Source organism: Planomonospora algeriensis (genome assembly GCF_977012225.1).
In genome coordinates this window covers 1-7431 of record NZ_CDRNDK010000328.1, presented here as the reverse complement: position 1 = coordinate 7431, position 7431 = coordinate 1, and the positions used below count along the sequence as shown (strand labels likewise).

Annotated in this window: 7 protein-coding genes; 2 read left to right on the top strand and 5 right to left on the bottom strand. The window is 75.5% G+C overall.

Annotated features, from left to right (window positions below; all coding sequences use genetic code 11):
* Positions 1 to 122: 122 nt before the first annotated feature.
* Positions 123 to 689 (bottom strand): DedA family protein, encoded by a 567-nt coding sequence (locus ACWJ6R_RS26345; RefSeq protein ID WP_449064811.1) that lies wholly within the window; start codon positions 687 to 689, stop codon positions 123 to 125.
* A gap of 158 nt (positions 690 to 847) precedes the next feature.
* Here ACWJ6R_RS26345 and ACWJ6R_RS26340 point away from each other — a divergent pair, with 158 nt between their 5' ends.
* Positions 848 to 1366 carry a hypothetical protein gene (locus ACWJ6R_RS26340; RefSeq protein WP_449064810.1) on the top strand — a complete coding sequence of 173 codons (519 nt, stop codon included), beginning with the start codon at positions 848 to 850 and terminating at the stop codon, positions 1364 to 1366.
* A gap of 78 nt (positions 1367 to 1444) precedes the next feature.
* Here the strand turns inward: ACWJ6R_RS26340 and ACWJ6R_RS26335 are convergent, their stop codons facing one another.
* From ACWJ6R_RS26335 to ACWJ6R_RS26320, 4 genes are all read right to left on the bottom strand, one after another.
* Positions 1445 to 3940: an ATP-binding protein gene (locus tag ACWJ6R_RS26335; protein WP_449064809.1), complete on the bottom strand. Its 2496-nt coding sequence runs from the start codon at positions 3938 to 3940 to the stop codon at positions 1445 to 1447.
* Positions 3858 to 5672 carry a BTAD domain-containing putative transcriptional regulator gene (locus ACWJ6R_RS26330; RefSeq protein ID WP_449064808.1) on the bottom strand — a complete coding sequence of 605 codons (1815 nt, stop codon included), beginning with the start codon at positions 5670 to 5672 and terminating at the stop codon, positions 3858 to 3860. The genes ACWJ6R_RS26335 and ACWJ6R_RS26330 overlap by 83 nt, the downstream gene beginning before the upstream one ends.
* Before the next feature lie 8 nt (positions 5673 to 5680).
* Positions 5681 to 6004 carry a hypothetical protein gene (locus tag ACWJ6R_RS26325; protein WP_449064807.1) on the bottom strand — a complete coding sequence of 108 codons (324 nt, stop codon included), beginning with the start codon at positions 6002 to 6004 and terminating at the stop codon, positions 5681 to 5683.
* Positions 6005 to 6070: 66 nt separating this feature from the next.
* Positions 6071 to 6871 carry a PIG-L deacetylase family protein gene (locus ACWJ6R_RS26320; protein WP_449064806.1) on the bottom strand — a complete coding sequence of 267 codons (801 nt, stop codon included), beginning with the start codon at positions 6869 to 6871 and terminating at the stop codon, positions 6071 to 6073.
* Between the two features lie 35 nt (positions 6872 to 6906).
* Here ACWJ6R_RS26320 and ACWJ6R_RS26315 point away from each other — a divergent pair.
* The coding region (locus ACWJ6R_RS26315; RefSeq protein WP_449064805.1) for a glycosyltransferase family 4 protein at positions 6907 to 7431 on the top strand (525 nt) is incomplete at its 3' end.

The following is a 7431-nucleotide window of genomic DNA, read 5'->3' as shown; positions in this document are numbered from 1 at the left end:
GGAGCGGCCAGGGCGACCGGGTCGGTCGGGCGGCCGGTCCGGCGGGAGCGGCCAGGGCGGGCGGCCCGGTCAGTCCGGTCAATCCCGTCACGGCGGCGCAGGCGGTCAGGCGGATTCCCCCGTTAGGCATGCGAGTCATCGTGGCAGAGCGCCTCGGGGCTCCGCGAGAGCCGCGCCTCCTCGGCGCGGCGGGCGGCCCGGCGGCGGCGCCACCGGACGAGGAGGACGACCGCGGCGACCACGGCGGCGGCGACGGCGCCCGCCGCGAGAGGCGACTCCCCGGCCAGCCCCACCCAACCCCAGATCACCGAGTACAGGCCGAAGGAGGTGACCGGCACCCAGGTCAGGCAGCCGAGCGCGCTGGCCACGACGTACCAGGGGTAGGAGACGCGCAGCACGCCCGCCACCCACGGCAGCGTGTGCCGCAGCACCGGGACCCAGAAGCAGCCGTAGACGGCGAGCGCGCCCCAGCGGCGCACCGCGTTCTCGGCCGCCCGCACGTGCTCGGGCCTGATCCGGCGGCCGACCCGGGAGGCGTACAGCCGGGGGCCGAGCGCGTGGCCGATCCAGTAGTAGGCCTGGAACGCGCCGAACAGGGCCGCCCCGCCCAGCACGACCCAGAGCCAGAGCGGCAGGCCGAAGACGGAGGCGGAGGTGGGGTCGGGAATGGCCGCCGAGAGGGGTCGCATCTGTGAACGTCACCGCCATGATCGTGGTGCCTGACCTTTTGGGGTCTTAGGTCAGGCTTACCTCACTTTAGACCTTGAAGGCCACTGCAAGCAGTCCGCAAGCACGGATCAACTGCTCCGCCGTACACCTGGGGTGGAACGAAGGAGAGGTGCCTGTCATGAGCCCGCGGAGCAGCGTCGTACCGGTGGTCGCCAGTGGAACCGCGACCGTCCTGAGACTGCTGTCGGCCACACTCGTCTTCGCCGCGCTCTACGCGGGGGCGGAGTCGCTGGACGGCTCGGCCCGGGCGGAGGCCGCCGGACCGGAGCGGGTGCGGACGGTGACCCTGTCGGCGCAGGCGGGGAAGTCCGCCGCGGAGCGGGCGCCGGAGCCCGGCACGGTGGCCGTCGACGAGATCCCCTCGGGCGGGCGCTGCGACCGGACCTACCGGGTGCGCGGCGTGGTCGGCAACCCCGACCCCCAGGACACCGTCTCCTACGACTGGAGCCTGCAGCGCTGGAGCCCGGCCACCAAGACCTGGCGGACCTACCTCACCTCGGGCGCGGGCTTCACCGGTGCGAGCCGGACCGCCGAGTGGGAGCCCCGGATCGTCGGCAACCCCGGCCTGTACCGGGTGAAGCTCTCGGTCGACGGCGGCGCCACGCTGCGCAGCGAGAAGTTCATGGTCAGCTGCTGACCCAGCGGACCCGGACCGCCCGCCCCTGCGGAGACCCCGGGAAGCAGGACCCGCCCGGGCCGACCGCGCCGGACGGGTTCAGCCGTTCAGGGAGCGCCGCGCCGCCTCGACCCAGCGGGGCACGCCGACCCGCTCGGCCACTTCCAGCGCCTTGGCGTAGTAGGACCGCGCCGCGTCGGTGAAGCCCAGCCGGAGCGCGAGGTCGCCGAGCGTCAGCGCGACCGGCCAGAGCGCGACCACGCCGGTGCCCGCCCCCGCGATCCGCTCCGAGAACGGCTTCAGCGTGTCGTAGGCCTCGACCATCCGCTCCCGGTCGTCGAGCAGCATGCCCGCCAGCGCCCGCCAGATCAGCGCCAGCTCGTAGAGGAAGTCCGGCCGCACCGGCGTCTTCACCGCGATGACCGCCCGCGCGTCGCGCTCGTGCCCCGCCGAGGCCAGCGCCACCGCGTAGGCGTCCAGCGTCCACTTGGCGCCGCGCTGGTGCGCCTCGGCCAGCGGCTCCACCATCTCCGCGGCCTGGCCGTTGACCAGCCGCAGGCAGAAGGTGGTGATCAGCGGCAGGTCCTGGCGGCCCTCCAGCATCCCGGCCCGGGCGGTCAGCCGCGCGGCCTGGCGGTAGGCCCGCTCCGCGCCGGGGAAGTCACCGGCGATCATCAGGCGCTGCCCGGCGTACCACGCGCCGACGGCGACCGGCGCGGGCAGGCCGTACTGCCGGGCCAGCCGCTCGGCCGCGGCGACGTGCGCGTCGGCCTCGGCGAACGCGCCCGAGGCGGCCGAGCACTCCATCAGCACCAGGTGGGCCAGGGCCTGCACCGCGACCTGCCCGCTGGCCTCGCCGACCTGGAGCAGCTCCCGCCCGATGACCTCCCGCTCGCCGACCGGCGCGATGCCGTACGACTGGCGCAGGCGCCCGCTCAGCGCGGTCGCCAGCAGCGCCGGGTCGCCGGTCCGGCGGGCCAGCTCCTCGGCCTCCAGCGAGGCCTGCTCGCCCCGGGAGGTGGCCGAGCCCTCCAGCTCCAGCGCGACCGTGGCCAGCAGGCTGGCCCGCAGCGACTGCTCGGCGGCGGGCAGCTCCACCAGCGCCCGCTCGGCGACGTCCACGATCTCCCACGCGGTCCGGGTGAAGTCGCGGGCCATGCCCTTGTGCGGTACGGCCAGCGAGGCGGCGACCCGGGCGGTGAGCTCCAGGTCGCCCAGCGGGCGGGCCGCCTCCATCGCCTCGCGCCGGTGGCGGCGGGCCGCCGCCATGTCCCCGCACAGCGCCAGCGCCCTGATCAGCCGCAGCGTCAGCAGCAGCCGCTCACGGGCGGTCTCCGGGGTCTGGGTCACGCCGGAGCGGTCGAAGGCGGCGACGGCCTGCTCCCAGAGGGTGGCCGCCTCCCGGTGGGCGAAGCGGCGCTCGGCCTGCTCGGCCGCGAGCCCGGCGTAGTGCACCGCCTTGACCGCGGTCTCGGTGGTCCCGGCCGCGTCGTAGTGGTGCGCCAGTGCGGCCACGTCCCCGGGGCTCCTGCGCTCGATCACCGCGGCCACCGCGGCGTGCAGCCGGGAACGGCGCAGCCGCGAGGCGTCGGAGTAGAGCGTGTCGCGCATCAGGTCGTGGTCGAAGCGGAGCCGGCCGGGACCCGGCTCGGTGACCAGGCCCGCCAGCAGCGCCGCCTCCACGGCCTCGACGACCGCGTCCTCGTCGCCGGCCACGTCCACCAGCACGTCCACGTCGACGTCGCGGCCGATCACCGCGGCCTGCAGCAGGATCTGCTGGGCGGCGGCGGGCAGCCGGGAGATGCGCCGCCGCAGCACGTCGCGCACGCCGGACGGCACCCCGGAGATCACCTCGGCGGCCGTGGCGCGGTCGCTGACCGCTTCGGCGTCGAGCAGGCGCACGGTCTCGCGGACGAAGAAGGGGTTGCCGCGGGTCCGCTCCACGATGCTCTCGACGGCCTCCTCGTCCACCTCGCGCACGCAGGTCGCCCGGACCAGCTCGGCCACCGCCTTGGGGTCCAGCCCGGACAGGGCCACCCGGACCGGGCCGAGGCGGGCCAGCGCGGCCAGCACCTCGGCCTGCCGGTCGGTCAGCTCGCTGTCACGGCAGGTGACCACCAGCAGCACCCGGCTGCCGGCCAGCAGGCTCGGCAGCGCGCGCAGCAGCGCCAGCGTCTGGTCGTCGGCCCAGTGCAGGTCCTCCAGCGTGAGCAGGATCGGGGTGTCGCGCGCGATCGCGGCGATGTAGCCGCCCACCGCCCGGTGCAGCCGGAAGCCGCCGGACGCCTGGTCGTCGTCGGGGTCGGGGGCGGTGTCGTCCAGCAGCGGGGCGAGCAGCGGGGCGTACTCGCCGGGACCGGCCATGCCCACCAGGGTGCGCAGGATCTCCACCCAGGCCCAGCCGGGCGGGGTGGCGCTGCTGTCCGGGCAGGCGCCGGAGGCGGTGCCCCAGCCATCGGCCGACAGGCGCATGGTGAGCTGGCGGACCAGCGTGCTCTTGCCCGCGCCCGCGTCACCGCTGATCACCGCGACGGTGAAGCGGCCGGTCCGGGCCGCGGCCGTGGTCAGCCGCTCCAGCTCGGCGTCGCGGCCCACGAACGGCTCGGGCTCCAGCGGCGGCGGCTCGACCGGGGCCAGCCGCGGCGGGCCGGGGCGGCCAGGTGTCGGCCGGGACCACCGGGCGCTGCCTGCCCTGCGGGACGGGCAGCTCCAGGCCGGGGTCCTGGGACAGGATGTCGGACTCCAGTTTGCGCAGCGCCGGGCCGGGGTCGATGCCCAGCTCGTCGGCGAGGATCGTGCGGGCCCGGCGCAGCGCGGCCAGCGCGTCGCCCTGCCGCCCGCACCGGTACAGGCCCAGGGCGAGCAGCCGCCAGCCCTCCTCGCGCAGGGGGTGCTCGGTGGTCAGCGCCTCCAGGTCGGGCACCGCCTCCGACGGCATGCCCAGCCGCAGGCCGCTGTCGGCGTGCCGTTCGCGGGCGACCAGCCGCAGCTCGGTCAGCCGGTTCACCTCCGCCTCGGCCCACGGCTGGTCGGCGAACTCGGAGTACGGCGTGCCGCGCCACATGCCCAGGGCCTTCTCCAGCCGGACCCGGGCGGAGGCGGGGTCGTCGCCCTCCAGCTGCTCCCCGGCGGCGCGGACCAGCGACTCGAAGCGCAGTGCGTCGACCTGGTCGGGGGCCACCCGCAGCGCGTAGCCGGAGGCCACGGTCACCAGCAGCCGGTTGGGGCCGCCGCGCGGCCGGCCGGGCTCCAGGACCCGGCGCAGGCGGGAGATGTAGACCTGCAGGCCCGACTGCGCGCCCTTGGCGGCGTCGTCGTCCCACAGGTCGTACAGCAGAGTGTCGACCGGGACGACCTGGCCCCGGGCGACGAGGAGCCGGGCGAGCACGGCACGCTGCCGCAGCCCGCCGAGGTCGAGCCCGTCGTCACCCCCGTTGTCACCGGAGTACGCCTCGACCGGACCGAGAACCCGGAACGCCACCATGTCAGCAGTCACGCTATGCGTGCCTTCGAATCGCGCACAAGGTTTTTCCCCATCTGGCAGGTGCTGGCACCCCGGGGTGCCGGTGGGCCCTGCCGGGGCGGGGTCCGCGGCACCCCTACGGCCGGCCGGCTCCTCGGCGGGCGCCGCCTGGGCGCCCTCGCGTCGGCGCAGGAGCGCCCACGCGCCCAGGGCCAGACCTCCGAAGGGGATTTCGACAGTGTAGGTCCAGAACCCGAAAAGCAGTGCGGCGGCGGTCGCCGAATCGGCGGGCACCCCGAAGAAGACCAGCGCGCCGATGGTCCCGGCCTCCATGATCCCGGTCCCGCTCGGGGTGACCAGGGCGGTGGTCAGGACCCGCGACAGCGCGAAGGCGGCGATCGACTGGGCCAGGCCCGGGTAGGCGCCCGTCGCGTGCAGGCAGCAGACCAGGACCAGCCACTGGAGGCCGAGGAAGGAGACCATGCCCAGCGTCAGCCCGCGCCAGCGGGTCCGCACGACCGCGGAGGTGTCGGCGCGCAGCCGCTCCAGGGCGGCCGAGGCGGCGTGCTCGCCGGGGCGGACCGCCGAGGGCGCCAGCCGCGTGAGGGCGTCGAGGGCGCGGCCGAGCAGGGCGGCGGCGCGGTCCCAGTAGAGCGCGGCGCCCGCCACGGAGACGAGCACCAGGATGGACAGGGCCCCGGCCCAGCCCGCCTGGACGACGGCGGGGCTGAGCGCCTTGCCGCTGGCCAGCAGCGCCAGGATGCCCACGGCGGGCAGCACGAACCGGAACAGCGTGTTCCAGACGCCGCTGGAGAGCGTGGAGACGACGACGGCGCGGGCGGGAAAACCCCACCCCTTCGTCATCGCGAAGGTCAGCGCGACCCCGGCGCGCCGCCGAAGGGCAGCAGGTTGCTCACCGCGCTGCCGCCCGCGTTCAGGGTGAGGGCCTGCAGGTGGGTCAGGCCGGGCAGGGAGGCGGTCAGCACGAACGTGTAGGCGAGCAGGCTGGCCAGCCAGAGGACGGCCATCAGCGCCACCGCCTGCCAGCTCAGCGCGGCGAAGCGGGCGCCGATCTCCGTCCAGGAGACGGTCTTGCCCGTCATCGCCTGCACGATCTGCGGCAGGAAGACCACCAGTGCGGCGGCCAGGCCCAGCGACGCGGCCGACAGGCCGATCTGGACCCATCTGTTCTTCATATGCCCTCCCGGAACAAGTGTGCCGGTACGGGCCTCATGCTTTGGGAGGAGTTTCGAAGGGGTGCCTCAGCCTCTCGCCGGCCGGACGTCCCGCCGGACGTACCACTCGGTGCCGAAGACCAGCCGGTACAGCGGGCCGGGGACCTTGAGCATCACGCCCAGGGTCCGGGTGTCGGCCCCGGTGGCCTGGGTGGCGTGGGCGGCCATGCTGGCCCGCTTCTGCCGGGCGAACCGGCGCACGTTCACCCGGTGGGTGATCTCCTCACCCCGGGAGTAGGCCCGCTCGAAGGCCCGCACGTCCAGCTGCGGGTAGAACCGGCGGGCCAGCTTGAGGCCCCGTAGCAGCGGGTCGCGGTTGACCGTCGCCTCCAGCACGATCGGGGTGCCCGCGAGCTGCGCGGCCCGGCCGCCCACCCGGTGCACCTGCACGTGGTCGGGGTGGCCGTAGCCGCCGGCCGGGTCGTAGGTGGTCAGCAGGTCGGCCTTCTCCTCGGTGAGGATCGCGGCCAGCCGCCGGGCCGCCTCCTCGCCGTCGGCGTCGATGAACGCGTTCGGCGGCCGGTCCTGGGCGATCCCGCCGCCGGGGGCCAGCCCGGAGTCGCCGTAGCCGAGGTTCACCACGCGGGCGCAGCCGAGCGCGGCGGCCGACTTGTACAGCTCCGCGATCCGGGCCTCGCCGAGCGCCTCGCCGGGCGCCAGGTCGGCCTGGCCGCGCTCGCCGGAGGTCGCCACGACGAGCACCACGCGGTGGCCCTCGGCGGCGAGCATGGCCATGGTGCCCGCGGTCAGCAGGGCCTCGTCGTCGGGGTGGGCGTGGAAGAACACGGCGGTGCGGGGGGCGGACGGGCGGATCACGGAAGCGCGCACCCGGACATGATCTCACGCGGGGCTACGCTGGCAGCGTGAGGATCATCCACGTCAGTGACTGCTACCTGCCGCGCCTCGGGGGGATCGAGGTGCAGGTCGCCGATCTGGTCCGGGCGCAGCTCGCGGCGGGGCACGACGCCGAGGTGGTGACCGCGACCCCGGGGGAGCCCCTGCCGGGGGTACACCGGACCGTCGCGAACCTCCCCTTCGACCTGCCGGTCCATCCCGCCGGGACGGGGCACCTGCTCCGGCTGATGGCGGCGCGGCGGCCGGACGTGGTGCACGTGCACACCGGCGCGGTCTCGCCGTTCGCCTGGATGGGCGTGCGCGCCGCGGCGCGCGCCGGGCTGCCGCTGGTGGTGACCGTGCACAGCATGTGGGACCCGGTCACCCGGGGGATCTACCGGAGTCTGCGGACGCTGTACGGCTGGCAGCGCTGGGGGCTGGTGGGCACCGCGGTGAGCGAGGCCGCGGCCCGGCCGATCCGCGCGGTGGCCGGACCGGGCGTGCCGGTGCACGTGGTCTCCAACGGCCTGGACCTGTCCGCCTGGCGCCCGGCG